The organism is Roseateles sp. GW821-FHT02E12, from assembly GCF_059421665.1.
On sequence record NZ_JBWKVK010000002.1, the window covers coordinates 710,312 to 735,059 of the forward strand.

Genomic DNA, 24,748 nt, shown 5'->3' on the forward strand with positions numbered 1-24,748 from the left:
AACTCCCATGTTGAAGCAACCGCAGCAAAAGTACCGCTCCTTCGCCCCCGTCGCACTGCCGGACCGCACCTGGCCCGATGCCGTGCTGACCCGCGCGCCGATCTGGCTGAGCACCGACCTGCGTGACGGCAACCAGGCGCTGATCGAGCCCATGGACATCACCCGCAAGCTGCGCATGTTCCAGCAGCTGGTGAAGATCGGATTCAAGGAGATCGAGGTCGGCTTCCCGTCGGCGTCGCAGACCGAGTTCGACTTCATCCGCCTGCTCATCGACGGTGGCCACATCCCCGACGACGTGACCATCCAGGTGCTGACGCAGGCGCGTTCCCACCTGATCGAGCGCACCTTCGAGTCGCTGCAGGGTGCCCAGCGCGTCATCGTGCATGTCTACAACGCGGTCGCGCCCATCATGCGCCGCGTGGTGCTGGGGCAGGACGAGGATGGCATCGTGGAGCTCGCGGCCTCGCACGCCCGCCAGATCAAGGAACTGGCCGCCGCGCGGCCGGGCGTGGACTGGCGCTTCGAGTACTCGCCCGAGATGTTCTCCGGCACCGAGCTGGCGTTCAGCAAGCGCGTTGTCGATGCCGTCACGGCCGTCTGGGCGCCGACGCCCGAACGCAAGTGCATCATCAACCTGCCGTCCACCGTCGAGCACAGCACGCCCAACATCTTTGCGGACATGATCGAGTGGATGCATCGCCACCTCGAGCGCCGCGAGTCCATCGTGCTGTCCGTCCACCCGCACAACGATCGTGGCACGGGCACGGCCGCGGCTGAGTTTGCGGTGATGGCCGGCGCCGACCGCGTTGAAGGCTGCCTGTTCGGCAACGGCGAGCGCACCGGCAATGTCGACCTCGTCAACATCGCGCTGAATCTCTATACGCAGGGCGTCGATCCGCAGCTCGATTTCTCCGACATCGACGAGGTGCGCCGCTGCGTCGAGCACTGCACGCAGATCGCCGTGCACCCGCGCCACCCTTATGTGGGCGATCTCGTCTACACGTCGTTCTCGGGCTCGCATCAGGACGCGATCAAGAAGGCCTTCTCGGCCCGCCAGGAGGGGGAGATTTGGGACATGCCCTATCTCCCCATCGACCCCAAGGACCTGGGTCGCAGCTATGACGCCGTCATCCGCGTGAACAGCCAGTCCGGCAAGGGCGGCATCGCCTATCTGCTCGAAGCCGAGTACGGCCTGGAGCTGCCGCGCCGCCTGCAGATCGAGTTCAGCCAAGTCGTGCAGCGCGTGATGGACGACGCCGGCAAGGAACTGACGGCGGCCGATCTCTACGCCATCTTCGAGCGTGAATACGGCATCGGCGATGCCGGCGCGGCTGTCGTGCAGCCGCAGATGACCGAGGTGGTGGGCGGCGCGATGCGGCTGTCCGCCGAGGTCGTGCTGGGCGGCTGGATGGGCCATGTGCAGGGCGAGGGCAACGGTCCCATCGATGCCTTCGTCAACGCGCTGTCCACCCGCCTGGGGCAAGAGGTGCGCGTGCTGGACTACCACGAGCATTCCATCGGCAGTGGCGCCGACGCACGAGCGGTGGCCTACCTGGAGCTGCGCGTCGGTGATGTGACTCGCCACGGTGTCGGCATCGATGGCAGCATCGTGCGGGCGTCCATGCAGGCCATCCTGTCCGGCCTGTCGCGCGCTCAGCTGACCGTATCCCAAGCTCAAGAGGAGAACGTGCGATGACCGACAAGCTCATCATCTTCGACACCACGCTGCGCGATGGCGAGCAGTCGCCGGGTGCCTCGATGACGCGCGAGGAAAAGCTGCGCATCGCCCGCCAGCTGGAGCGCATGAAGGTCGACATCATCGAAGCCGGCTTTGCGGCTTCGAGCAACGGCGACTTCGAGGCCGTGAAGGCCATCGCCGCAGCGGTCAGGAACAGCACGATCTGCTCGCTGGCTCGCGCCAACGACCGTGACATCTCCCGAGCCGCCGAGGCGCTGGCCGGCGCCAGCAGCGCGCGCATCCACACCTTCATCGCGACGAGCGAACTCCACATGGAGAAGAAGCTGCGCATGACGCGCGAGCAGGTGCTGGAACAGGCCACGCTGGCCGTGCGCTTCGCGCGCAACCTGTGTGGCGACATCGAGTTCTCGCCCGAGGACGGCTACCGCTCCGACATCGACTTCCTGGCCCGCGTCTGCGAAGCCGTCATCAAGGAAGGCGCCGGCACCATCAACATCCCCGACACGGTCGGCTACGGCATCCCCGAGCTGTACGGCGACTTCATCCGCCGCCTGCGCGAGAAGGTGCCCAACTCCGACCAGGTGGTCTGGAGCGTGCATTGCCACAACGACCTCGGCATGGCGGTAGCCAATTCGCTGGCCGGCGTGAAGATCGGCGGCGCGCGCCAGATCGAATGCACGATCAACGGCCTGGGCGAGCGTGCCGGCAACTGCTCGCTCGAGGAAGTCGTCATGGCCGTCAAGACGCGGCGCGATTACTTCGGCCTGGACGTCGGCATTGATGCCACACAGATCGTGCCGGCCTCCAAGCTGGTGTCGCAAACCACCGGCTTCGTCGTGCAGCCCAACAAGGCCGTCGTCGGTGCCAATGCCTTCGCCCACGCGAGCGGCATCCACCAGGACGGTGTGCTGAAGGCGCGCGACACCTACGAGATCATGCGCGCCGAGGACGTGGGCTGGGCGGCCAACAAGATCGTGCTGGGCAAGCTGTCGGGCCGCAACGCCTTCAAGGCGCGCCTGCAGGAACTGGGCATCCAGCTGGAGAGCGAGACCGAGGTCAACGCTGCCTTCCAGCGCTTCAAGGACCTGGCGGACCGCAAGAACGAGATCTTTGACGAGGACATCCTGGCCCTCGTCATGGACGAGTCCGTCATCGCCGACCAGGAGCACTACCGCCTGCTGTCCCTGTCCCAGCGCTCCGAGACCGGCGAGCGCCCGCACGCGGCCATCGTCTTCTCGATCGGCCACCAGGAACACCGCGCCGAGAGCGACGGCAACGGCCCGGTGGACGCCACGCTGCGCGCCATCGAGTCCATCGTCGAGTCGGGCGCCGAGATGCTGCTGTACTCGGTCAACGCGATCACCGGTGGCAGCACCGAGTCCCAGGGCGAGGTGACGGTGCGGCTGCAGCATGCCGGCCGTGTCGTCAACGGCGTGGGGGCAGACCCGGACATCGTCGTCGCATCGGCCAAGGCCTACCTGAGCGCGCTGAACAAGCTGCAAAGCAAGGTCGAGCGGGTCGCCGCCCAGGGCTGAGGCCGTACCGAGGACATGCCCTGCGGCATGTCCGACGCCGGACGAAGGACCGCCGCCATGCAAGGCGGCGGGCATGAAGCCACCGGGAGGTGGTGTAACCGGCGTGATGCGCGTCACGCCGGGCGCAATCGTTACCAGCTGGCGTGGAATCTGGCGCGCAAAGGCCGGCCTGCTCGAGGTTCGGATCGAGGGCAGCGCCCTCAGAATCGCCTCTGAGGCACCCGCAGGCAGCGTGCGGGTCCGGCCGGCAGAGGGTTTGGGGCTGATCCCAATACCCCTACCTTGTCGGCCAAGGCCTACTCGCGTGCGTTGGAGTCAGCTGCAAAGCGATGGAGCCGGTGGCAGACCTGAGTGGCATCCTGTGGAAGCAGGACAAGAGTTCACTTGAGGTATTTCACTTAAGTTCTTATCTTGTCAGTGTTTTTTGCGTCACTTACACTGCCGCCCAGCCCTTGGGGACCTCGTTGAAGACTTTTGCCGCCGCACTTTTGAGCCTCAGCCTCCTGGCCGCGCTGCCCAGCGTTGCCACGGCCGCTGCCGCCGACACCAAATCCAAGGCCACCAAGACCAGCGCGAAGCCCGCCGCCAAGGCTGCGCCGGTGCAGACCCGCAAGGTCCGCTCCGTCGTGCTGCGCAAGACCGCCTTCATTCCGGCTGTGCCGACTTTCGGCCAGGTCGCCGGCCTGCATTCGGTGGACGACCCGCTGGACCTGAAGTCCAGCGTGGCCTACGTGCTGGATCAGGACACCAACGAAGTCCTGTTCTCCAAGAACCCGCAGGCCGTGCTGCCCATCGCTTCCATCACCAAGCTGATGACGGCGCTGGTTGTCGTCGAATCCGGCCTGTCGATGGACGAGAAGCTGACGGTCACCGATGAGGACAAGGACACCGAGAAGGGCACAGGCTCGCGCCTGGCCTTCGGCACGACGCTGACGCGCGGCGAGATGCTGCACCTGGCGCTGATGTCCAGCGAAAACCGCGCCGCCCATGCGCTGGGCCGCAACTATCCCGGTGGCCTGGACGCCTTCGTTGCCGCGATGAACGCCAAGGCCATGAGCCTGGGCATGTCGGACACGCATTACGTCGAGCCCACCGGCCTGTCCAGCCGCAACCAGAGCAGCGCGGCCGACCTGGCCAAGCTGGTCAATATGACCAGCCAGGTGCCGCTGCTGCGTGACCTGTCGACCTCGCGCGAGGCCCGTGTGGCCCTAGGCAAGCGCATGGTGCAGTTCCGCTCCACCAATGGCCTGCTGGCCAACCCGCTGTGGGACATCGGCCTGCAGAAGACCGGCTTCATCAACGAGGCCGGCAAGTGTCTCGTCATGCAGGCCAGCATGGCCGGCCGCAAGCTGATCATGGTGTTCCTGGATTCCAGCGGCAAGGCCTCGCGGATTGCCGACGCCGAGCGCATGCGCAAGTGGCTGGCCTCGCAGGGCGACGCCGCCACGGTGGCCACCAAGCTCTGACACGGGCTGACCCGGAATGAAAACGCGGCGCCTCGGCGCCGCGTTTGCTTTGGTGGATCAGGTCTTGCGGATCAGACTCGGTGGCCCAGCGCCGACGAGATCTGCGCCGCCGTTTCCTTCAGCCGCACGACCCAGCTTTCCTCCAGCCGGTCGGCCGGTGCCGAGATGGACAGGCCGGCCACCAGCTTGGCCTGGTCGTCGTAGATGCCGGCGGCCATGCAGCGCACGCCCAGTTCCAACTCCTCATCGTCGCGGGCGATGCCGCGCTGGCGCACCATGGCCAGCTCGCGTTCCAGCGCGCCAATCTCGGTCAGGCTGTTGCGTGTGTGGCCCGACAGGCCGGTGCGCGTGGCGTAGGCGCGCACGCGCGGGCTGTCGTCGCTGGCCAGGAAGAGCTTGCCCACCGACGTGAGATGCAGCGGCGCCCGGCCACCCACGGCGCGAACGACCTGCATGCCCGAGCGCTCGGAGTAGGTGCGCTCGATGTAGACGATCTCGTCGCCCTGGCGCACCGACAGGTTCACGGGCTGGTGGGTGAACTTGTGCAGCTCGCGCATGGCGGGCAGCGCCGCGTCGCGCACGTCCAGCCGTGCCTTCACGAGGTTGCCCATTTCCAGCATGCGCATGCCGAGTCGATAACTACCGGCTTCGGGGCGATCGACATATCGGCCCAGGGTCAGGTCATTGAGAATCCGGTGCGCCGTGGAGGGGTGCAGGCCCGTGGCCTCGGACAGGGCCTTCAGCGACACCGGGTCCTGATGGCTGGCCAGCACGTCCAGCAGCGCGAACATGCGTTCCAGCACCTGGATCGCCGGGGTCTGCTGGGCCTCTTTCGATTTCATGCCGTCATTGTGGGGGAGATTGCTGGTGTTTTGTATGGCGAAAGTGTGCTTCAGCAGATGGCAAGCCCTGGCCTTGGCGCTGCTCGCCTTGGCGGGTTCCGCGCAGGCGGCCGAGCCGGCTTCGGCGCCGGGTGGCGGGGCGGAAGCCCGTTGGGCGCGCGTGCCGAAGCTGTACGGCCGCATCACGGCCAACGAGCTGGGCCTGGTCATCAACACGGCCGACCCCTACTCGGTCACGGTGGGCGAGTACTACGCCAAGCGCCGCGGTATTCCCGCCGAGCAGATCCTGCGCGTGCAGCTGCCGCTGCGCGCCAGCCTCACGCGCGAGGAGTTCGCGGCGCTGGACCAAACCATTCGCAACCAGATGCCCGAGAACGTCAACGGCCTGGCTCTGGCCTGGGTGCAGCCCTATGCCGTCGACTGCAATTCACTGACCAGCGCACTTGGCGCGGGGCTGCAGCCTGACTTGTGCTCGCACAGCTGCGCCGCGACGCGCATCAGCCCCTACACGAGTTATTTCGGCGCCCGGCCGTGGCTGGTCATCGGCGTACGGCCCGCGATGCAGTTGGCCGCCCGCTCCGTGCCGGCCGCCATGGCCATGATCGAGCGCGGCATCGCCTCGGATCACACATTGGCCGCGGGTGCGCCCGAGCCGGCCATGGCCTATCTCGCGGCAACGCCCGACGCTGCGCGAAATGTCCGTGAGCGCCTGTTCCCGCCGGCCGGCGCAGTGCCCGGCGTGGCTGGCTTCGAAGTTGCGCGTGTGAAGAGTGATGCGCTGCCGGCCATGCGCCGCACGCTGATCTACGAAACCGGCCTGGCCCGTGTGCCCACGCCGCTCGGTGGCGAATGGCTGCCCGGCGCGCTGGCCGACCACCTGACTTCCTTCGGCGGCCAGCTCGACAAACCGGTGGGCGACGGCCAGATGAACATCCTCGACTGGATCGACGCCGGTGCGACGGCCAGCTACGGCACGGCCAGCGAGCCCTGCAACCATCTGCAGAAGTTTCCTCACCCGCAGATGCTGATCGGGGCCTATGCCCAGGGCGTCAGCGCGCTGGAGGCCTATTGGCACAGCGTGGCCTGGCCGGCTCAGGGCGTGTTTGTCGGCGAGCCGCTCGCGGCGCCGTTCGCGCCCGTTCCGGTGCCTGTCCCCACGCCTTGAGCGGCCGCGCGGCCTGAACGAACGGCGCCTTCCAGCGTGGCGGGGTAGGGGCCTTCGATGTAGTCGCCAGCCGCGAACAGGCCCGGGGCGATCTGGGCGGGTGGCCGAGCCAGCCCAGGCGTGCAGGCAAAGGTGGCGCGCTTCTCGGTCAGCACTTTGTCGATGACCGGGGGCGTCGCCCAGGCGAGTTCCCGCAGCGCTTGTGCCAGCACGGCCTCGGCACAGCCGCCGCGTTCAACCCAGGCTGCAGCGCCGCTGACGACGAAGGCGAACCTGCCCGCCGCGCCGCCAAGCTGGCCGTGATCAAAGACGAACTGGGCCGGCGCGTCCGGCCCTTCGCGCAGCGCCAGCATCGGCGCGGGCAGGGCGGTGCCAGGGCTGCTGAGGTAGACGGTGATGATGGGCTCGAAGCCCAGGCCTTGCGCCGTGGCCGACCAGACCGGTGCGATGTCTGCGGTCAGCCGTGCGGCCTCGACGCTGGTGCAGGCGAGCACGACGCCATCGAAGGCCTCGCCGTCAACGTGCCAGCCGGCTTCGATGCGCTGCACGCGGCTGCCCAGGCGCAGCCTCTCGCCCAGCCACGCGGTCGCCGGCCCGGCCAACAGCTCCGACAGTGGCCGCCTCGGCAGCAGCAGGTCGGCACTGCCGGCGCCGCCGAAGAGCGCGTCCTTCAGCACGCGTAGAAAGACCTGGGCGCTGGCCTGCGGCGCCGGTGTGTTCAGCGCGGCAACGCACAGCGGCTCGACGAGATCGCGCTTCACTTCCGCGGGCAGGCCGGCGCACAGCTCGGCGACGCTCAGCCGCGCGTCGCAGCGAAATCCCCGCGCCAGCCAGCCGCCGGCGGCGGCCAGCAGGCCCAGTCGGGCGCGCCATGGCCAACCCCGATGCCCGAGCACCCCGCGCGTGAAGCTGATCAGCGCCGGGCCCGGCGGCAGCCGCAGGCCGGGCTCGCCGGGGTAGGGCAGGGCGAGCGGCAGGCGCTTGAGCACGGCGCCGGGGTCGATGCCCAGGCGGCGCATCAGCGCCAGGCTGTCGCGGTAGGCGCCGATGAGGATGTGCTGGCCGTTGTCGTACGGGGGCTCGCCGACAACGCTGCGCGCGCGGCCACCGAGCTGCGGCGCCATCTCGAAGACGGTGATGTCATGGCCGGCGTCGGCCAGCTCGACGGCAGCCGCGATGCCGGCCCAGCCGCCACCGACGACGGCGACGCGGCTCACCGCCCGCGCCAGTTGGTTTTCATCGCGATCCAGAGCTTGCGCAGCGGCGTGAGCGCGATGCGCTGGTGCAGCACCTGGAAGTTCTCGCGCTCGATCTCGACGAGCAGCGCGCGGTAGATGTTGGCCATCATCAGGCCCGGCTTCTGCGCGGCGCGGTCGCTCTCCGGCAGCAGGGCCAGCGCCTCGTCGTAGAGCTTGTGGGCCCGCTCGGCCTGGAACTTCATCAGCGCCGTGAAGCGCTCGCTGTAGCCCCAGGGCTTGCTGCGCAGCAGGATCTCGTTGGCCTTGACGCCGAACTGCTGCAACTCGTTCACCGGCAGGTAGATGCGCCCGCGCCGTGCGTCGTCGCCAACGTCGCGAATGATGTTGGTCAGCTGCATGGCCTGGCCCAGCTTGTGCGCGTAGGCCACGGTCTGCGGCTGCGTGCGGCCGAAGATGCTGCTGGCCACTTCGCCGACGATGCCGGCCACCAGATGGCAGTACCGCACCAGGCCCGGGAAGTCGAGGTAGCGCGTCTGCTGCAGGTCCATCTCGCAGCCTTCGATGACGGCATTCAGATGCTCAAGGCGGATGTCGTAGGCGGCCGTGTGCGGCATCAGCGCCTTCATGACCGGGTGGCTGGGCTGCCCGGCGAAGGCGCTGGCCACTTCCTTGCGCCACCAGGCCAGCTTGGTGGCGGCGACGCCGGCGTCCTGGGTCTCGTCGACGACGTCGTCCACCTCGCGGCAGAAGGCATAGAAGGCCGTGATCGCCGCGCGCCGCGGCGGCGGCAGGAAGAGGAAGGCGTAGTAGAAGCTCGAGCCGCTCGCGGCGGCTTTTTCTTGGACGTACTGTTCAGGGCTCATGGTGCGGCCCGCATTGTCAATGCACGCCAGACCAGCCGCGGCAAATCCCAGGCAGAAAGCGCGGGGCGGTGCAGCAGGCTGTCGTGGCCGCGCGCGGCGATCTTGTCGAGGATGGCGAGGCCGCCCTGCACGACGAAGCGCAGCTCCCAGCCGGCGCGGCCGGGCAAGCTCAGCGCGAGTGGTGCGCCTTCCCGCATCAGCGCGCGCGCCCAGGCGCAGAGGTCAGCAATCAAGGCGCGGGCCGCCGGGCTGTCGCGGCAGGCCAGCACCTCGTCGGCAGTTACGCAGTGGCGGTCCAGGTCGGCCTGTGGCGCGTACAGCCGGGCATTGGGGCCGTCGCGGGTGAAGTCCTGCCAGAAATTGATGAGTTGCAGCGCCGAGCAGATCGCGTCCGAGCGACGCAGCGAGGTGGTGTCGTCCACGCCGTACAGCCCCAGCAGCAGCCGACCGATCGGGTTGGCCGAGCGGCGGCAGTAGTCCAGCAGATGCTCGCGGTCGCGGTAGCGCGGCGGCGTCAGGTCCTGCTCAAAGGCGTCGATGAGATCATGCAGCAGCGCGGGCTGCAGGCGTTGCAGATGGGCCGCCAGCGGCACGAAGACATGTGGCCAGCGTGACGAAGTTGTGCGGCCGGCAACCGTGGCGGCCAGATCGGCGCGATAGTCGCGCAGCGCCTGGATGCGCTGAGAGGTGGTCGCGTCGCCCTCGTCGGCCAGGTCGTCTGCCGTGCGAGCGAAGTGGTAGATCGCAACGACCGCCGGCCGCAGCGCGGGCGGGCACAGCCAGGAGGCGACAGGAAAGTTCTCGTAGTGGTCGACGCTGCTCAAGCTTTTTCTCAAGTTCCGCTTGCAAAGCCTCGCTGTACCAGCGAAATTCAGCGAGGTTTGACAGTTGTCACAGGGTCTGAATACATTACTGACCCGCTGGTCATTAAATTTTGGTCGGCCGCTTCACCCCTGCCGAGGTCTGCATGTCCCATCTTCTGCGTCTCGCGTCGCCCCTGCTGTTGGCGGCCCTGCTCTCTGCCTGTGGCAAGCAGCCCGCCGCGCCCGAGCCCGAGCGTGCGGTGCGCACCCAGCTCGTCAGCGCCAGCAACGCGAGTGCCAGCCATGAGTATGCGGCCGAGGTGAAGGCGCGAGTCGAATCGCGGCTGTCCTTCCGCGTCAACGGCAAGCTGCTGAGCCGGGCCGTCAATCCGGGCGACACCGTCAAGGCCGGCCAGGTGCTGGCCCGCATCGACGCCCAGGACCTGAAGCTGGCTGAAGCAGCCGCCACGGCCGGTGTGGCTGCCGCGCGCACCAACCGCGACCAGGCCGGTGCCGACTACAAGCGTTTCGTCGACCTGCAGCGCCAGGGCTTCATCAGCGCCGCCGAACTGGAGCGACGCGACTCAGCCTTCAAGGCCGCGCAGGCCCAGCTGGAGCAGGCCAAGGCCCAGTCCGATGTGCAGGGCAACCAGGCTGGCTACGCGCAACTCGTGGCCGACGGCTCCGGCGTCGTGACCGGCATCGATGCCGAGCCCGGCCAGGTGCTGGCCGCTGGCACGCCCGTTGTGCGCGTGGCGCTGGACGGCCCGCGCGACATCGTCTTCTCGGTGCCCGAGGATCAGGTCAGCCGCGTGAAGGCGGCGGCCGGCGTGGCCGGCGCGCTGAAGGTGCGGCTGTGGGGTGCTGACAAGACCTACCCGCTGACGCTGCGCGAGGTGTCTGCTGCGGCCGACCCCGCCACCCGCACCTTCCTCATCAAGGCCGACGCCGGCAAGCTGGACGTGCGCCTGGGCCAGTCCGCCACCGTTGTGCTGGACCTGCCGCAGATGGCCGGCGTCATCAAGCTGCCACTCGCGGCGGTGCTGCAGCAGGGCGGCAAGACCTCGGTCTGGATGCTGGACGGCGCGTCGATGACGGTCAAGCCCGTGGCCGTGCAGGTGGGCGGCGCCGAGGGCAACGAGGTCATCATCGTCAGCGGCCTGGCGGCCGGCCAGGAGGTCGTCGTCGCCGGCGTGCATGTGCTCAACCCTGGGCAGAAGGTCAAACGCTACGTACCGCCGCGCACCACCGGTGTGACGGCAGCCCCCGCGGCCTCCGCAGCCTCACGCTGATCGGGGCCGTCCATGAATTCCCCGATCACCAAACAGCCCCACGTCGGCGGCTTCAATGTCTCGCGCTGGGCGCTGGAGCACCCGGCGCTGACGCGCTACCTGATGGTGGTGTTGATGCTGATGGGCTTCGTCGCCTATTTCCAGCTCGGCCAGGACGAAGACCCGCCTTTCACCTTCCGCGCCATGGTCATCCAGGCCTTCTGGCCCGGCGCCACGGCGCAACAGATGGCCGACCAGGTCACCGACAAGATCGAGAAGACGCTGCAGGAGGTGAACCACGCGGACAAGATCCGTTCGTACACCAAGCCCGGCGAGTCGTTGACGATCTTCCAGGTCAAGGACAACACACCTCCCAAGGAGGTGGCCGACCTCTGGTACCAGACGCGCAAGAAGATCGGCGACATGCGCGCGAGCCTGCCGCAGGGCGTGTTGGGCCCCGTCTTCAACGACGAGTTCGGCGACGTCTACGGCTCCATCTATGCCTTGTCGGCCGACGGTTTCAGCCGCGAGGAGCTGCGTGAGCACGCCGACCGCGTGCGCCAGGCGCTGCTGCAGGTCAAGGACGTGGCCAAGGTCGAGATCTTCGGTATCCAGCCCGAGAAGCTCTTCATCGAGGTTTCGCAGAAGCGCCTCGCGCAGTTGGGCCTGGACTTCACCCAGGTCATCAACCAGATCGGCGCGCAGAACGCCGTCGAGAGCGCGGGCCTGCTGAATGCCGGCAGCGCCAACTTCCAGGTGCGCGTGCAGGGCGCGTTCACGTCGGCCCAGGCGTTGGCCGAGGTGCCCATCCGCGCGGTGAACCCGCAGACCGGCGTGGCCAGCCAGATTCGCCTGGGCGACATCGCCGAGATCAAGCGCGCCTATGTCGACCCGCCGACGACGAAGGTGCGCCACCAGGGCAAGGACGTGCTGGCACTGGGCGTGTCCATGGCCAAGGGCGGCGACATCATCGCGATGGGCAAGGCCCTGAACCTCGCGTTCAAGGGCATCGAGCGCGACCTGCCGGCCGGCATCCAGCTCGAACAGATCCAGGATCAGCCCAAGGCCGTCACCACCTCGGTGGGCGAGTTCGTGCATGTGCTCATCGAGGCCGTCGTCATCGTGCTGGCGGTCAGCTTCATTTCGCTGGGCCTGCACACCAAGCCGCTGCGCATCGACATCTGGCCCGGCCTGGTTGTCGGCATCACCATCCCGCTGGTGTTGGCCATCACCTTCACGACGATGTTCTATTGGGGCGTCGGCCTGCACAAGATCTCGCTGGGCTCGCTGATCATCGCGCTCGGGCTGTTGGTGGATGACGCCATCATTGCCGTCGAGATGATGGTGCGCAAGCTCGAAGAGGGCTACGACAAGATGCACGCCGCCACGTACGCGTATGACGTGACGGCCATGCCCATGCTGACCGGCACGCTCATCACGGCGGTGGGCTTCCTGCCCATCGGCCTGGCCAAGTCCACCGTGGGTGAATACACCTTCGCGATCTTTGCCGTGACGGCCGCGTCGCTGGTCATCTCCTGGGCCGTCTCGGTCTACTTTGTGCCCTACCTCGGCGCGCTGCTGCTGAAGAGCAAGCATGCGTCCGAAGGCGAGGTGCATGAGCTCTTTGACACGCCCTTCTACAACCGCTTCCGTGGCGTGGTGCGTTGGTGCGTGGAGAACCGCTGGAAGACGATTGGCATCACGCTGCTCGTGTTCGCGCTCGGCATCGTCGGCATGGGGCGTGTGCAGCAGCAGTTCTTCCCGGACTCCAGCCGCCCCGAGGTGCTCGTCGACCTGTGGCTGCCCGAGGGCTCGACCATCCAGGAAACCGAGGCGCTGGCCAGGCGCTTCGAGGCGCGCATGCTGAAGGAACCGAGCATCTCGACGGTGACCAGCTGGATCGGCTCGGGCGTGCCGCGCTTCTACCTGCCGCTGGACCAGATCTTCCCGCAGGCCAATGTCACGCAGTCCATCCTGGTGCCCAAGAGCCTGGCCGAGCGCGAGGAACTGAGGAAGCGCCTGCCACTCGTGCTGGCCGAGGAGTTCCCCGAGGCGCGTGGCCGCGTGAAGCTGCTGCCCAACGGCCCGCCTGTGCCCTATCCGGTGCAGTTCCGCGTCAGCGGCGCCGACCCCAAGATCGTGCGCGACTGGGCCGACAAGGCCAAGGACATCCTGCGCACCAACGCCAACATGCGCGGCGTCAACGACAACTGGAACGAGAACGTCAAGACGCTGAAGCTGAATGTCGATCAGGACAAGGCGCGGGCGCTGGGTGTCACGAGCCAAAGCTTGGCGCAGGCGGCGCGCACGCTGCTGTCGGGCACGGTCATCGGCCAATACCGCGAGGCCGACAAGCTCATCGACATCGTGCTGCGCCAGCCGCAGGACGAGCGCGCCGTCATCACCGACATCGCCAACGCCTATCTGCCGACCGCTTCTGGCCGCGCGATTCCGCTGACGCAGATCGCCAAGGTCGAGTTCGCCTGGGAACCGGGCGTCATGTGGCGCGAGGGCCGCAACTACGCGGTGACGGTGCAGGGCGATGTCGCCGAAGGCCTGCAAGGCGCGACGGTGACCAAGCAGGTCTGGCCTCAGCTCGACGAGCTGCAGAAGAAGATGCCCATCGGCTACCGCATCGACATCGCGGGCGCCGTGGAGGAGAGCAGCAAGGGCCAGGGTTCGATCGCGGCTGGCGTGCCCATCATGCTGTTCATCACGTTCACGCTCTTGATGCTGCAACTGCAGAGCTTCAGCCGCGCCATGCTGGTCTTCCTGACCGGGCCGCTGGGCATTGCTGGCGTGGCGGGCGCATTGCTGCTGCTGAACCGGCCCTTCGGCTTTGTCGCGCTGCTGGGCGTCATCGCGCTGATGGGCATGATCATGCGCAACTCCGTCATCCTGATCGACCAGATCGAGCAGGACCGTGCCCGCGGCGTACCGGACTGGTCGGCCATCGTCGAGTCCGCTGTGCGGCGCTTCCGCCCCATCGTGCTGACGGCGGCCGCGGCGGTGCTGGCCATGATCCCGCTGTCGCGCAGCGTGTTCTGGGGGCCGATGGCCGTCGCCATCATGGGCGGCCTCATCGTCGCCACGGTGCTGACGCTGCTGGCTTTGCCGGCCATGTACGCGGCCTGGTTCCGCGTGCAGCGGCCCGAGGAGCACAGCCGCATGCACAGCAGGCTGCATGACGACACCGAAGTGAGCAGCGAGCTCTGACGCTGTTTCGTCAGGGTTTTGCCGCCCCGTGGACCGGGGCGGCAGGTAGACCGCGCGAGGTCGCTACAATCGACGGTTTGCCGAATCGCCTACGGGGTTGCCACGTTCTGCAAGGGTCACGCAAGTGCCCATGTCAGTGAAGGCAACCCAACCCAGACCGCGCGGGTGGCGAAATTGGTAGACGCACCAGGTTTAGGTCCTGACGCCTTCACGGGCGTGCCGGTTCGAGTCCGGCCCCGCGCACCACCACTGTCCTTCAACTGTTCCCGAGTCCATCATGGCCGTCACCGTCGAAACCCTCGAAAAGCTGGAACGCCGCATCACCCTGCACGTGGCGGCCTCTGAGATCAACAGCGAAGTCGAAGCCCGCCTGAAGAAGCTGGCGCGCACCGTCAAGGCCGACGGCTTCCGCCCCGGCAAGGTGCCGATGAACGTCGTCGCCCAGCGCTACGGCTACTCGGTGCAGTACGAAGTCGTCAACGACAAGCTCGGTGCCGCCTTCAACAGCGCCGCCAACGAAGCCCAACTGCGCGTTGCCGGCGCACCGCGCATCGAGCAGAAGGAGCAGGCGCCCGAAGGCCAGATGGCTTTCGACGCCGTCTTCGAGGTCTACCCTGAAGTCAAGATCGGCGACCTGGCCGCTGCTGAAGTCGAGCGCGTCACCAGCGACGTGACCGACGAAGCCATCGACAAGACCGTCGAGATCCTGCGCAAGCAGCGCCGCAACTTCGCCCAGCGCCCGGCTGCCGACGTGGCCCAGGCCGGTGACCGCGTCACCATCGACTTCGAAGGCAAGATCGACGGCGAGCCCTTCGCTGGCGGCAAGGCCGAAGCCTTCCAGTTCCTGATCGGCGAAGGCCAGATGCTGGAGCAGTTCGACGCCGCCGTGCGTGGCATGAAGGCCGGCGAAAGCAAGACCTTCCCGCTGCAGTTCCCTGAGGACTATCACGGCAAGGACGTGGCCGGCAAGGAAGCCGACTTCCTCGTCACCGTCAAGAAGATCGAAGCCCAGCACCTGCCTGAAGTGAACGAGGCGTTCGCCAAGTCGCTCGGCATCAAGGATGCAACGGTCGAAGGCCTGCGCGCCGACATCAAGAAGAACCTCGAGCGCGAAGTGAAGTTCCGCGTGCTGGCTCGCAACAAGGGCAACGTGATGGACGCGCTGGTGGCGGTGTCCGAGCTTGACGTGCCCAACGCGCTGGTGCAGAGCGAAGCCGAGCGCATGGTCGGCCAGGCCCGCGAGGACCTGAAGAAGCGCGGCGTCAAGGATGCCGACAAGGCCGAAATCCCCGCCGACATCTTCAAGCCGCAAGCTGAGCGCCGCGTGCGCCTGGGTCTGGTCGTCGCCGAACTGGTGCGCACCAACAACCTGCAGGCCAAGCCGGCCCAGCTGCAAGCTCACATCGAAGAGCTGTCGCAGAGCTACGAGAAGCCCGCCGAAGTGATGCGCTGGTACCTGACCGACCGTGAGCGCATGGCCGAAGTCGAGGCTGTCGTCGTCGAGAACAACGTCACGGATTTCGTGCTGACCACCGCCAAGGTCAGCGACAAGGCCCTGCCGTTCGACGAGCTGATGGCCACCGGCAACTGAGAGCCCTTCGCTTGACGAAGGCGCCGCGCCGCAAGGCACGGCGCCTTTTTTCTGGGCTTTTCGCGCGTGAACCGATGGCGAGCAGGGCTTATTTGCTGAGCCTGTCTTTGCCTCGTGACCCGACACGCAAGCGGCCTAATCTTGCGTGGCCATAATCTGCCCCCATAACAGCCAACATTGCTTTGTCTTCAAGGATCTGAATGAGCGCTCTCGACACCAACAACTTGGGGCTGGTCCCCATGGTCATCGAACAGTCCGGCCGGGGCGAGCGCGCCTACGACATCTACTCGCGCCTGCTGCGTGAGCGAATCATCTTTCTGGTCGGCCCCGTCAACGACGGCGTCGCCAACCTCGTCGTCGCGCAGATGTTGTTCCTGGAGAGCGAAAACCCCGACAAGGAGATTTCGCTCTACATCAACAGCCCTGGCGGCAGCGTGTCGGCCGGCATGTCCATCTTCGACACGATGAACTTCATCAAGCCCGCGGTGTCGACGCTGTGCATGGGCATGGCGGCCAGCATGGGCGCCTTCCTGCTCGCAGCCGGCGCCAAGGGCAAGCGCTTCTCGCTGCCCAACGCCAAGGTCATGATCCACCAGCCTCTCGGTGGCGCACAGGGTCAGGCCACGGATATTGAGATCCATGCGCGTGAAATCCTGAAGACTCGCGACACCCTGAATCGCATCCTGGCCGAGCGCACAGGCCAGACCCTGGAGAAAATCCAGTCGGATACCGAGCGCGACTACTTCATGTCTGCGGCCGAGGCCCAGGGCTACGGTCTGGTCGACCAGGTGCTGGAGCACCGGCCCTGAGTCGTGAGGGGGTGTAACCGGCCCCCGGATTCGCAGTGAAATCGGGGCCCTTATCCCCACAAGGGCCCCGAGATCGTTTGGACTATCATCATTCAGGCACCCGCCTGTTCCCTGGCATTTCCCGAGCAGACCTATGGCCGACAAAAAAGGCACTTCCAGCGAAAAAGTTCTGTACTGCTCGTTCTGCGGCAAGAGCCAGCACGAGGTCAAGAAGCTGATTGCCGGTCCGTCCGTCTTCATCTGCGACGAATGCATCGAGCTGTGCAACGACATCGTCCGCGATGAGATTCCTGCACCGGTGCCCGCTGCGCGCGCCGGCAAATCCGACCTGCCGGTGCCGAGCGAGATCAAGTCCAGCCTGGACCAATACGTCATCGGCCAGGACGTCGCCAAGCGCACGCTGGCCGTCGCGGTCTACAACCACTACAAGCGGCTGCGCCACATGGCGACGAGCAAGGACTCGGTCGAGCTGTCCAAGAGCAACATCCTGCTGATCGGCCCGACGGGCTCTGGCAAGACGCTGCTGGCACAGACGCTGGCGCGCCTGCTGAACGTGCCCTTCGTGATCGCCGATGCAACGACGCTGACCGAAGCTGGCTACGTCGGCGAGGACGTCGAGAACATCATCCAGAAGCTGCTGCAGAACTGCAATTACGACGTCGAGCGCGCGCAGCGCGGCATCGTCTACATCGACGAAATCGACAAGATTTCGCGCAAGGCCGATAACCCGTCCATCACGCGGGACGTGTCCGGTGAAGGCGTGCAGCAGGCGCTGCTCAAGCTCGTCGAAGGCACGATGGCTTCGGTGCCTCCGCAGGGCGGCCGCAAGCACCCCAACCAGGACTTCCTGCAGATCGACACGACCAACATCCTGTTCATCTGCGGCGGCGCGTTCGACGGCCTGGAAAAGGTCATCCAGAACCGCAGCGAGAAGTCGGGTATCGGCTTCGGCGCGACCGTGAAGAGCAAGTCCGACAAGCGTGTCGGCGAGGTCTTCCGCGAGTGCGAGCCGGAGGACATCATCAAGTTCGGCCTCATCCCCGAACTCGTTGGTCGCCTGCCCGTCGTCGCCACCTTGGGCGAGCTGACCGAGGACGCCCTGGTGCAGATCCTTACCGAGCCCAAGAACGCGCTGGTCAAGCAGTACCAGCAGCTGTTCGAGATGGACGGCGTCGAGCTCGAAATCCGCAAGCCGGCCCTGGCTGCCATCGCCCGCAAGGCGCTGGCGCGCAAGACCGGCGCCCGCGGCCTGCGTTCCATCATGGAGCAGTCGCTGATCGACACCATGTTCGACCTGCCCGCGCTCGATGGTGTCGAGAAGGTTGTGCTCGACGAGCACAACATCGAGGACACATCGGCACGTCCCTTGCTGGTCTACCGCGAACAAGCCAAGGCCAGCGCCTAAGCCCTCAACTTGCAATCGCCACCTCAGGCCATATCTCGGCCTGAGAAAGAGAGGTCTTCATGTCCGGACATCCCATCCTCCCCGCCGACCCCATTACGCTGCCGCTGCTGCCGCTGCGCGATGTCGTCGTCTTCCCGCACATGGTCATCCCGCTGTTCGTCGGGCGCCCCAAGTCCATCAAGGCCCTGGAAGCTGCGATGGAAGCGGGCCGCCAGATCATGCTGGTCGCCCAGAAGGCCGCCGGCAAGGACGAGCCCAAGCCCGAAGACATGTTCGAAGTCGGCTGCGTCTCCAGCATCCTGCAGATGCTGAAGCTGCCTGACGGCACCGTGAAGGTGCTGGTCGAAGGCCTGCAGCGCGCCACGACGCTGTCCATCACCGAGCCGGGTGAGCACTTCGTTGCTGAAGTGACTCCCATCCCGCCCGAGACCGAGCATGCGCCTGAGGTCGAGGCCCTGCGCCGCGCCGTCACGCAGCAGTTCGACCAGTACGTCAAGCTCAACAAGAAGATCCCGCCCGAGATCCTCACGTCCATCGGCGGCATCGACGATCCGGGTCGCCTGGCGGACACCATCGCCGCCCACCTGCCGCTCAAGCTCGACGCCAAGCAGGCCGTGCTGGACTTGTCCGAAGTGGCCAAGCGGCTGGAGAAGTTGCTTGACCTGCTCGAGCACGAAGTCGACATCCTGCAGGTCGAAAAGCGCATCCGTGGCCGCGTCAAGCGTCAGATGGAGAAGAGCCAGCGCGAGTACTACCTGAACGAGCAGGTCAAGGCTATCCAGAAGGAACTCGGTGACGGCGAAGAAGGCGCCGACATGGAGGAGCTCGAGAAGAAGATCATCGCGGCCAAGATGCCCAAGGAGGCGCGCAAGAAGGCAGACGCCGAGCTGAAGAAGCTCAAGCTGATGTCGCCCATGTCCGCCGAGGCGACGGTGGTGCGCAACTACATAGACACGCTGGTCAACCTGCCCTGGAGCAAGAAGACCAAGATCAAGCACGACCTCAAGAATGCCGAGGACGTACTGAACGAAGACCACTACGGCCTCGAGAAGGTCAAGGACCGCATCCTTGAATATCTCGCGGTGCAGCAGCGCGTCGAGAAGGTCAAGGCGCCCATCCTGTGTCTGGTGGGCCCCCCGGGCGTTGGCAAGACCTCGCTCGGCCAGAGCGTGGCTCGCGCCACCGGCCGCAAGTTCATCCGCATGGCGCTGGGCGGCGTGCGCGATGAAGCCGAGATCCGCGGCCATCGCCGCACCTACATCGGCTCCATGCCCGGCAAGGTGCTGCAGTCGCTGACCAAGGTCGGTACGCGCAACCCGCTGTTCCTGCTCGACGAGATCGACAAGCTGGGCATGGACTTCCGCGGCGACCCGTCATCGGCGCTGCTGGAAGTGCTCGACCCCGAGCAGAACCACACCTTCGGTGACCACTACATCGAGGTCGATTTCGACCTGTCCGATGTGATGTTCGTGGCCACGTCCAACTCGATGAACATCCCGCCAGCCCTGCTGGACCGGATGGAAGTCATCCGTTTGTCGGGCTACACCGAAGACGAGAAGGTCAACATCGCTCAGACCTACCTGCTGCCCAAGCAACGCAAGAACAACGGCGTGCTGGACGAAGAGCTGGATGTCACCGAGTCTGCTGTGCGCGGGATCATTCGCTACTACACGCGTGAAGCTGGCGTGCGCTCGCTTGAACGCGAGATGTCCAAGATCTGCCGCAAGGTCGTCAAGGGCATCCAGCTCAAGACCTACGAAGGCAAGGTCACCGTCACCGAGGACAACCTCAACGACTTCCTGGGCGTGCGCAAGTACGACTTCGGCCGCGCCGAGAAGAAGAACCAGGTTGGCCAGGTGGTCGGCCTTGCATGGACCGAAGTGGGCGGCGATCTGCTGACCATCGAAGCCACTGCGATGCCGGGCAAGGGCAACATCATCCGCACCGGCTCGCTGGGCGATGTGATGAAGGAATCCGTCGAGGCTGCTCGGACGGTGGTGCGTTCACGCGCACGTCGCCTGGGCATCAAGGACGAGGTCTTCGAGAAGCGCGACGTGCACGTTCACGTGCCCGATGGCGCCACGCCCAAGGACGGCCCGAGCGCGGGTGCTGCGATGACGACGGCCTTCGTGTCGGCGCTGACCGGCATCCCGGTGCGCGCTGATGTGGCGATGACCGGTGAGATCACGCTGCGCGGCGAGGTCACGGCCATCGGCGGCCTGAAGGAGAAGTTGCTCGCGGCTCATCGCGGCGGCATCAAGACCGTGATGATCCCGGAGGACAACGTCAAGGACCTGCAGGACATCCCCGAGAACGTCAAGAACCAGCTCGAGATCGTGCCGGTGCGTTGGATCGAGCGTGTTCTCGAGGTGGCGCTGGAAACCATGCCCACGCCGCTGCCCGACGAGGAGGTGGCCGTGGCTGCCGCCAAGCCGGAAGAGGCTGCAGCCAAGAGCACGGTTGCGGCGCACTGAGTGCGACTGGCTTGTCATCCGACCAAAAATTGGATTACAATGCGAGCTTCGCTAGATAGGCAGCTGCATAGCTGATTGTCTAGAGGAACAAAGCGGGATTAGCTCAGTTGGTAGAGCGATACCTTGCCAAGGTATAGGTCGAGAGTTCGAGCCTCTTATCCCGCTCCAGTTTTTCCGAAAGGGAAGCCCAGGCTTCCCTTTTCCGTCAGGGTCGCGCCAAACGGCTCTGGCTTGGGTTTACGGCGGCGCGATAGCAAAGCGGTTATGCCCCGGATTGCAAATCCGGTTAGTCCGGTTCGACTCCGGATCGCGCCTCCAAAAAAGCACTCATGCGGGTGTAGCTCAGTTGGTAGAGCGCAACCTTGCCAAGGTTGAGGTCACGAGTTCGAGCCTCGTTACCCGCTCCATAAAATCGGTTCGCACCGATGTTTGGCTCCGATGTAAAAGTCGGTGCCGGACGAAATGCGGGATTAGCTCAGTTGGTAGAGCGATACCTTGCCAAGGTATAGGTCGAGAGTTCGAGCCTCTTATCCCGCTCCAAACTTCACGGGAGATTCGTTGATCGGATCTCCCGTTTTCTTTTTGCGGCTCGGATAATCCGCCCGCCGCCTGGGTGGCGAAATCGGTAAACGCAGCGGACTTAAAAGCAGAAATCTGTTTTCACACAGCGAAATTTCTGCTTAAAAATCAAAGAGTTAGGTGCGTTTCGGCGAAAAAAGCTAACCTACACATGTCTTGCACATTTTTCGAGGTGCAGCATGGCGGACGAGAAGCACACCCTGCTCGATGGCAAGCTCCACGTCTACAGACGTGAGAACAGCCGGTTCTGGCAATGCTCGACGTACCTCGGTGGCCGCAACCATCGAGCAACCACCAAAGAAGACAACCTTGCGCTCGCGTTTGATTTCGCCCGCGAGTGGTACATGCAGCGCTACGTTGAGGAACGGCGTCGCCGCCGCGATGCCGCTGCTGTTCTGCTGGACGGGACCGTCCAGCCTCCCATCGGAACCGACACGACGACGGATCGTCGGCGTCGGCGAACGCCTTCCGGCCCGACCTTCGGCGAGGCCTGCGAGGCCTTCCAGGCCGAATACACCATCATCACGCAGGGCGAGCGCAATGCTCGCTACGTTAAGCAGAAGGCTGACCAGATCCGCATGCACCTGTTGCCGTTCTTCGGCGCGGATCGGCCGGTGGTCGAGATCACATCAGGCCTGATCCAGGAATACCGCGTCCACCGGCAAACGTCCCGCAAGCACGCGAAGACCGGCGAGCCGATCCGTCCATCACGCAGCACGATGCATAGTGAGTCCGTCACGCTGCGCCAGGTGCTGAAGACAGCGAACCGCAAGGGCTGGATCTCGGCTCTTCCCGATATGACGGTGGCCTACCGAGCCTCGGGCAAGGTCGTGCATCGGGCTTGGTTCTCTCCTGACGAGTACCGCATGCTCTACGAGGCCACGCGTGAGCGTGCCAAGAATCCCAAGAAAGAGCGCTGGCGCGAGGCATGCGAGCAGCTCCACGATTACGTTCTCTTCATGGGGAACACGGGCCTCCGGCCTGATGAGGCCCAGCGCCTCCAGCATCGCGACGTCACCGTGGTGAAGGACGACGGCACCGGCGAGCGCATCCTTGAAATCGCAGTTCGTGGCAAACGCGGGGTCGGCTACTGCAAGAGCATGCCCGGTGCCGTGTATCCGTACCAACGTCTGAAGAAACGTAAGAACCCTAAACCGACAGATCCGGTGTTCGGGAACATTCAACGTGAGTTATTCAATGCGATCCTGACCGAGCTTAATCTCAAGGTCGACCGCGAGGGAAACGCGCGCACGACGTATAGCCTTCGGCATACATACATTTGTATGCGGCTCATGGAAGGCGCCGACATCTACCAAATTGCCAAAAACTGTCGGACAAGTGTGGAAATGATTGAGACGTACTACGCTTCCCACATCAAGAATACGCTCGATGCGACGGCGATCAATGTCCGCAAACCAAAGGCATCGGCAGCAAGAAGGAAGGCATCCAATGCTGCGGCGTTGGAAGCTGACCCTGCATAACGCTTATAGGACGCTGAGATATCCACAGTTTTAGCACACGCGCTAGCACATTTCTGGTTTTGTGGGTGATTTATCTAATTAGATCAGATACTTAAAGAGTAGACTTTCTGTCTCATAACCTGAAGGTCGTAGGTTCAAATCCTACTCCCGCAACCAGATTTCTCAATTAAATCAATAGTCCGGAAATCTGGGGCCAGCGAGAGTAGGAGTAAATCTACTATCACAGCGCTAGCACATTTTTGACTTCCCGTTCTCAACCTGATAACCATAGGTTGCAGGTCCAAAAAGAACGGGAGGTTTTTCGTGGCAACACACAAAATCCTGGGCGGCAAAGCCCAGCTTTACCAACGGCCAAACAGCGGATGCTGGCATTGCTCGGCGAGCATCGCCGGCAAGCAGCACCGAACAAGTACAAAAGAGGAAAGCTTCGCACTCGCGAAGCAGATTGCTGAAGACTGGTTTCTCACCCTGTCGGGGAAGAGCAGAGCAGGCCTTCTCGTCTCCGAGAAGACCTTCGAGCAAGCCTCAGCTCAATTCCTCAAGGAATATGAAGTCATCACCGAGGGGCATCGCAGCCCCCGGTGGGTTGAAGGCCACGCCTTGCGACTGCGCCTTCACCTCAACCCCTTTCTCGGCGCTATGGGCCTTTCAGAGATCAGCGCTGGCAAGGTGCAGGAATACCGCATGCACCGCATGACGTCGCGGGTCGACAAGAACGGCAAGGTCATGAAGCCAGCGCGCAGCACTTTGCACGATGAAATCGTGACGTTGCGCCAAACCCTCAAGACGGCCATTCGCCATCGTTGGCTTACATCTTTGCCAGACCTATCGATGCCCTACCGCACACAGGGCAAGATCGTTCATAGGCCGTGGTTCAGTCCCGAAGAGTACAAGCAGCTCTACGAGGCTACTCGGGCTTACGCGCGCGAGGCGCCTGAACGGTTTCGGTGGCACGCCGAGCAGGTGCACGACTTCGTGCTCTTCCTGGCCAACACTGGTCTGCGCCCCGATGAGGCGAAGAACCTTCAGCATCGCGATGTGCTGATCGCTGAAGACGATGCCACCGGGAAGCGCATCCTTGAAATTGAGGTGAGGGGAAAGCGCGGGGTTGGCTATTGCAAGAGCATGCCGAGCGCCGTGCAGCCCTACGAACGCTTGCTTCAGCGACAGCGCCCGGTTGGTCCGTCCCAATCCAAAAGGGCCAGGCGCAACCGTGGCGAGGACGCGGCTGAAGGGTCTCAAGAGATGCGCTATCCGCAGCCGACGGATCCCGTTTTTCCGGGCAACCACATCAAGCTATTTAATGGCGTGCTCACGCGCGCCAATTTAAAAAAGGATCGCGACGGGAACCGGCGCACCGCTTATAGCTTAAGGCACACCTATATCTGCATGCGCCTCACAGAGGGCGCTGACATTTATCAGATTGCCAAGAATTGTCGTACGAGCGTCGAGATGATTGAGAGATTCTATGCAGCTCACATTAAAAACACACTCGATGCTGCGGCAATCAACGTCGTACGACCTAAGCGCGCCGCATCCAAAGCAAGGCACGCTAGGGCTTCAATGACGAACGAAACAAAGGTTTCGTCTTAGCTCTTCGAAATGACGGAGGTCATTTCTTGACAAGAGCCGTTTAGCGGCTCTTGCAAATGGGGTTCAGCCCCTGCTTGCAAGCATTGCTCATGGATTAGGCCTTATGCCGTCCGCAATACTATAGAATCGGTATATTTTGAAATGTTAAAGGATGAAAGCGTCCCGCTATCTTGAGCTTTAGTTGCATTTCCTTAACTTGCGTCATGCCTGCAGGCATTGACTCGAACATGAACACCATCTGAGTCTTAATATTGTGAGCAAGTACGCCACGAATGTAGCCCGTGTACTCTGTAAATGCACTTTGAACGTCGCCAATCATGGCGTGAACAATCCGGGCTTTATTGCCCCGTTCATCGTAGATAACGCAGCAATTGCCAAATTGAATTCCAAACTCGATAGGCACTTCAAAATTGGTCACAACCATGAGGCATGTGATCCGATTTTCGTTATCTCTTTGACAGAACGTCGACTCGACGTTGAGGCCGCGAGGAACGTTGAGAGCTGCACGAGCAGTTGCTGAAGCAGGAATTGCCGCGCTCGGCGTCTGCTGCGCGTCTTCTATTTGATTAGTCTTGCCGTGCAGCGTTGCGGCAGGCGCGTATGCAGGATTTGGATCTTGATACCCGTTGTCACGAATTGGAGTAGGCTCCGTTCGGTGCTGGGTAATTCGCAGGTGTGTTTGAGAGCAATCAATATTTATGTTGCCATCAATCTTGACGTAAGCCATGTTGGGTGAGCATGGCGCGGAGCTTGATTG

The 24,748-nt window shown here is 64.3% G+C and carries 17 protein-coding genes and 5 tRNA genes; 17 read left to right on the top strand and 5 right to left on the bottom strand.

The annotated features are described in order from the left end of the window. The first annotated feature begins 7 nt into the window (after nucleotides 1–7). From leuA to pbpG, 3 genes are all read left to right on the top strand, one after another. Nucleotides 8–1,696: a 2-isopropylmalate synthase gene (gene leuA, locus AC07V5_RS14055; protein WP_495116296.1), complete on the top strand. Its 1,689-nt coding sequence runs from the start codon at nucleotides 8–10 to the stop codon at nucleotides 1,694–1,696. Continuing rightward, nucleotides 1,693–3,234 carry a 2-isopropylmalate synthase gene (locus tag AC07V5_RS14060; protein WP_495116297.1) on the top strand — a complete coding sequence of 514 codons (1,542 nt, stop codon included), beginning with the start codon at nucleotides 1,693–1,695 and terminating at the stop codon, nucleotides 3,232–3,234. Before leuA ends, AC07V5_RS14060 begins: the two co-directional genes overlap by 4 nt. A 329-nt stretch (nucleotides 3,235–3,563) precedes the next feature. After that, the gene (gene pbpG, locus AC07V5_RS14065) at nucleotides 3,564–4,700 is read left to right on the top strand and encodes a D-alanyl-D-alanine endopeptidase (protein WP_495116298.1); all 1,137 of its coding nucleotides are present in this window, start codon (nucleotides 3,564–3,566) and stop codon (nucleotides 4,698–4,700) included. 71 nt (nucleotides 4,701–4,771) lie between these two features. Here pbpG and AC07V5_RS14070 read toward each other — a convergent pair whose 3' ends face one another. After that, on the bottom strand, nucleotides 4,772–5,542 hold the full coding sequence (locus tag AC07V5_RS14070) for an IclR family transcriptional regulator (protein ID WP_495116299.1): 771 nt from the start codon (nucleotides 5,540–5,542) through the stop codon (nucleotides 4,772–4,774). Between the two features lie 73 nt (nucleotides 5,543–5,615). On the opposite strand from AC07V5_RS14070, the gene AC07V5_RS14075 reads away from it, so the two are divergent. Next, entirely contained in the window at nucleotides 5,616–6,707 is a 1,092-nt protein-coding gene (locus tag AC07V5_RS14075) for a TIGR03790 family protein (RefSeq protein WP_495116300.1), read from the top strand. Here AC07V5_RS14075 and hpnE read toward each other — a convergent pair. From hpnE to hpnC, 3 genes are read right to left on the bottom strand one after another with little or no spacing between them, the layout of a single operon-like run. After that, complete coding sequence (hpnE, locus tag AC07V5_RS14080; RefSeq protein ID WP_495117065.1) at nucleotides 6,635–7,957, bottom strand: hydroxysqualene dehydroxylase HpnE; 1,323 nt, start codon at nucleotides 7,955–7,957, stop codon at nucleotides 6,635–6,637. The two genes, AC07V5_RS14075 and hpnE, sit on opposite strands and share 73 nt — an antisense overlap. Continuing rightward, complete coding sequence (gene hpnD, locus AC07V5_RS14085; protein ID WP_495116301.1) at nucleotides 7,921–8,769, bottom strand: presqualene diphosphate synthase HpnD; 849 nt, start codon at nucleotides 8,767–8,769, stop codon at nucleotides 7,921–7,923. Before hpnD ends, hpnE begins: the two co-directional genes overlap by 37 nt. Further along, a complete protein-coding gene (gene hpnC / locus AC07V5_RS14090; RefSeq protein WP_495116302.1) occupies nucleotides 8,766–9,593 on the bottom strand; it encodes a squalene synthase HpnC in 828 nt (275 codons plus the stop codon). The genes hpnD and hpnC overlap by 4 nt, the downstream gene beginning before the upstream one ends. 143 nt (nucleotides 9,594–9,736) lie before the next feature. Here hpnC and AC07V5_RS14095 point away from each other — a divergent pair, with 143 nt between their 5' ends. From AC07V5_RS14095 to AC07V5_RS14155, 13 genes are all read left to right on the top strand, one after another. Continuing rightward, nucleotides 9,737–10,864 carry an efflux RND transporter periplasmic adaptor subunit gene (locus AC07V5_RS14095; RefSeq protein WP_495116303.1) on the top strand — a complete coding sequence of 376 codons (1,128 nt, stop codon included), beginning with the start codon at nucleotides 9,737–9,739 and terminating at the stop codon, nucleotides 10,862–10,864. Nucleotides 10,865–10,876: 12 nt separating this feature from the next. Beyond that, entirely contained in the window at nucleotides 10,877–14,059 is a 3,183-nt protein-coding gene (locus tag AC07V5_RS14100) for an efflux RND transporter permease subunit (RefSeq protein ID WP_495116304.1), read from the top strand. Between the two features lie 159 nt (nucleotides 14,060–14,218). Next, nucleotides 14,219–14,305 (top strand) — tRNA-Leu (locus tag AC07V5_RS14105). Between the two features lie 31 nt (nucleotides 14,306–14,336). After that, the gene (gene tig, locus AC07V5_RS14110; protein ID WP_495116305.1) at nucleotides 14,337–15,650 is read left to right on the top strand and encodes a trigger factor; all 1,314 of its coding nucleotides are present in this window, start codon (nucleotides 14,337–14,339) and stop codon (nucleotides 15,648–15,650) included. A 200-nt stretch (nucleotides 15,651–15,850) separates the two neighbouring features. Continuing rightward, entirely contained in the window at nucleotides 15,851–16,459 is a 609-nt protein-coding gene (clpP, locus tag AC07V5_RS14115) for an ATP-dependent Clp endopeptidase proteolytic subunit ClpP (protein ID WP_495116306.1), read from the top strand. A 133-nt stretch (nucleotides 16,460–16,592) separates the two neighbouring features. Then, nucleotides 16,593–17,864, top strand: a complete 1,272-nt coding sequence (gene clpX / locus AC07V5_RS14120) for an ATP-dependent Clp protease ATP-binding subunit ClpX (RefSeq protein WP_495116307.1) — start codon at nucleotides 16,593–16,595, stop codon at nucleotides 17,862–17,864. A gap of 59 nt (nucleotides 17,865–17,923) precedes the next feature. Then, nucleotides 17,924–20,338, top strand: a complete 2,415-nt coding sequence (gene lon / locus AC07V5_RS14125) for an endopeptidase La (protein WP_495116308.1) — start codon at nucleotides 17,924–17,926, stop codon at nucleotides 20,336–20,338. A 92-nt stretch (nucleotides 20,339–20,430) separates the two neighbouring features. After that, nucleotides 20,431–20,506: transfer RNA gene (locus tag AC07V5_RS14130), tRNA-Gly, on the top strand. Between the two features lie 76 nt (nucleotides 20,507–20,582). Continuing rightward, nucleotides 20,583–20,656 (top strand) — tRNA-Cys (locus AC07V5_RS14135). Nucleotides 20,657–20,669: 13 nt separating this feature from the next. Next, nucleotides 20,670–20,745, top strand: a tRNA-Gly gene (locus AC07V5_RS14140). A 57-nt stretch (nucleotides 20,746–20,802) separates the two neighbouring features. After that, nucleotides 20,803–20,878, top strand: a tRNA-Gly gene (locus tag AC07V5_RS14145). A 218-nt stretch (nucleotides 20,879–21,096) separates the two neighbouring features. Continuing rightward, nucleotides 21,097–22,398, top strand: coding sequence for a site-specific integrase (locus AC07V5_RS14150; protein WP_495116309.1), 1,302 nt, complete (start codon nucleotides 21,097–21,099; stop codon nucleotides 22,396–22,398). Between the two features lie 303 nt (nucleotides 22,399–22,701). Further along, nucleotides 22,702–23,991, top strand: coding sequence for a tyrosine-type recombinase/integrase (locus tag AC07V5_RS14155; RefSeq protein WP_495116310.1), 1,290 nt, complete (start codon nucleotides 22,702–22,704; stop codon nucleotides 23,989–23,991). Nucleotides 23,992–24,109: 118 nt separating this feature from the next. On the opposite strand, the gene AC07V5_RS14160 is transcribed toward AC07V5_RS14155, so the two are convergent. Continuing rightward, nucleotides 24,110–24,718 (bottom strand): hypothetical protein, encoded by a 609-nt coding sequence (locus tag AC07V5_RS14160; protein ID WP_495116311.1) that lies wholly within the window; start codon nucleotides 24,716–24,718, stop codon nucleotides 24,110–24,112. Nucleotides 24,719–24,748 lie beyond the last annotated feature (30 nt).

Excerpts from the sequence above, each read along its gene's own strand:
- AC07V5_RS14060 (WP_495116297.1), top strand. The coding sequence starts at position 1,693 with ATGACCGACAAGCTCATCATCTTCGACACCACGCTGCGCGATGGCGAG.
- lon (WP_495116308.1), top strand. The coding sequence starts at position 17,924 with ATGTCCGGACATCCCATCCTCCCCGCCGACCCCATTACGCTGCCGCTG.
- leuA (WP_495116296.1), top strand. The coding sequence starts at position 8 with ATGTTGAAGCAACCGCAGCAAAAGTACCGCTCCTTCGCCCCCGTCGCA.
- hpnD (WP_495116301.1), bottom strand. The coding sequence starts at position 8,769 with ATGAGCCCTGAACAGTACGTCCAAGAAAAAGCCGCCGCGAGCGGCTCG.
- AC07V5_RS14070 (WP_495116299.1), bottom strand. The coding sequence starts at position 5,542 with ATGAAATCGAAAGAGGCCCAGCAGACCCCGGCGATCCAGGTGCTGGAA.
- AC07V5_RS14100 (WP_495116304.1), top strand. The coding sequence starts at position 10,877 with ATGAATTCCCCGATCACCAAACAGCCCCACGTCGGCGGCTTCAATGTC.
- clpX (WP_495116307.1), top strand. The coding sequence starts at position 16,593 with ATGGCCGACAAAAAAGGCACTTCCAGCGAAAAAGTTCTGTACTGCTCG.
- clpP (WP_495116306.1), top strand. The coding sequence starts at position 15,851 with ATGAGCGCTCTCGACACCAACAACTTGGGGCTGGTCCCCATGGTCATC.
- pbpG (WP_495116298.1), top strand. The coding sequence starts at position 3,564 with ATGGAGCCGGTGGCAGACCTGAGTGGCATCCTGTGGAAGCAGGACAAG.
- AC07V5_RS14160 (WP_495116311.1), bottom strand. The coding sequence starts at position 24,718 with ATGGCTTACGTCAAGATTGATGGCAACATAAATATTGATTGCTCTCAA.
- AC07V5_RS14095 (WP_495116303.1), top strand. The coding sequence starts at position 9,737 with ATGTCCCATCTTCTGCGTCTCGCGTCGCCCCTGCTGTTGGCGGCCCTG.
- tig (WP_495116305.1), top strand. The coding sequence starts at position 14,337 with ATGGCCGTCACCGTCGAAACCCTCGAAAAGCTGGAACGCCGCATCACC.
- AC07V5_RS14150 (WP_495116309.1), top strand. The coding sequence starts at position 21,097 with ATGGCGGACGAGAAGCACACCCTGCTCGATGGCAAGCTCCACGTCTAC.